The sequence below is a fragment of the Pedobacter sp. 01T416_2 genome (assembly GCF_056398925.1).
Window position 1 is genome coordinate 1 of the sequence record NZ_JBFTQI010001080.1, and the last position, 1,461, is coordinate 1,461.

General features: G+C 37.9%; 2 protein-coding genes. Both read left to right on the forward strand.

Annotated elements, in window-relative coordinates; genetic code table 11:
* Window positions 1-183 (forward strand): FecR domain-containing protein (locus AC1DPQ_RS27535; RefSeq protein WP_477611533.1); only part of this gene is annotated, 183 nt, incomplete at its 5' end.
* A 143-nt stretch (window positions 184-326) separates the two neighbouring features.
* Window positions 327-1,461: STN domain-containing protein (locus tag AC1DPQ_RS27540; protein ID WP_477611534.1), on the forward strand; the 1,135-nt coding region annotated here is incomplete at its 3' end.

Consider the following 1,461-nt stretch of genomic DNA (forward strand, 5'->3'; position numbering starts at 1 on the left):
ATGGAACCAATGTTGGAACGCTGGTACGGCGTTGATATAGAATTGGGAGATGAAACCGTTGCCGGTTATCTATATACCGCTACTTTCAGCAAAGAAAATATCTTGGAAGTTCTTAAGCGTCTACAGGAAGTAAAACATTTTAACTATAAAATGGAAGGAGGAAAAATCATTATTACAAAATAACAACAAAGCCAAATAGAGAGATCAAAATAAAAGGGGCGATGCTGGAACACCGCCCCGGGATTTTTTTGATTTTTTATGTGATCGGGTATATCACGTATGCAAACAGTAAATACCACAATCAAACTAACCAAAAAAACAAAAGTATGATAAATTATTACTTCACCAAAGAGCCAACTTGGAATCGAGTGCGCTCTAAACTCATTTTGACAATGAAACTGACATTTTTAATGGTGATGATCGCCTGCTTAAATGTATCTGCAAAGGTTTTTTCACAAGAAAAGCTGTCTTTCGACATGAAAAATATGCAGTTGAGTAAGGCTCTTAAATTGATAGAAAAACAAAGCTCATTTCGCTTTGTTTACAGCCCAACTGAAGGGCCTTTCAACAAGCAAATAAGCGTAAAAGTAAATAAAGCCCCTATATCTGACGTCCTCGATCAGCTTTTAGAAGGTACTTCATTGGTTTATTCCATTGAGGGGGATAACCTTGTTACCATCTCATCGAGAGGAAAGTTATTAAAAGACATTACCATAACGGGTGTTGTTGTTGATACTGCGGGGATACCGCTACCAGGAGTAAGTGTAAGTGTGAAAGGCGTGAAAGGCCTTGGATTTATGACTGACGGGGCGGGGAAATTTAGCCTAAAAGTTCCTGAAAATTCAACCATAGTTTTTACGACCATTGGTTATAAAACCGTAGAAATGCCCGCTTCTACCTCTCCAATGAAAATTGTGATGCTGAATTCATCGAATAACCTAGATGAGGTAGTTGTACAAGCCTTTGGTTCGACTACAAAAAGAAAAACTACCGGAGCTATCAGTACAATTGATTTTGAGAAGGTTGCACAACTACCTGTTGCCTCTATTAATGATGCAATTGCGGGTAGAGCACAAGGTATTATTGTGACGACTACCACTGGTGCGCCAGGAACAAAGAGCACAATTTCTATTCGTGGTTCTAGTAAACCACCTTTATATGTTATTGACAATATTATCCGTACGCAAAGTGATTTTCAAAACATAAACCCGAATGATGTTGAAACCTATTCGATCCTTAAAGATGCTGAAGCTACGGCTTTATATGGTGTTTCTGCGGGTAACGGTGTAATTATTGTAACTACGAAGCAAGGGAAAGACGGAAAAATAAATGTTAATTATTCATTTAACCAAATTTTTTCACAACCTACCTTGTTTCCTAAAAAAGTAAGCTCTTATGAGCAACTGAAAGCTACTAATGATGTTTATGCATCTGAAGGTTTACCTTTGCCAACACCAGTGC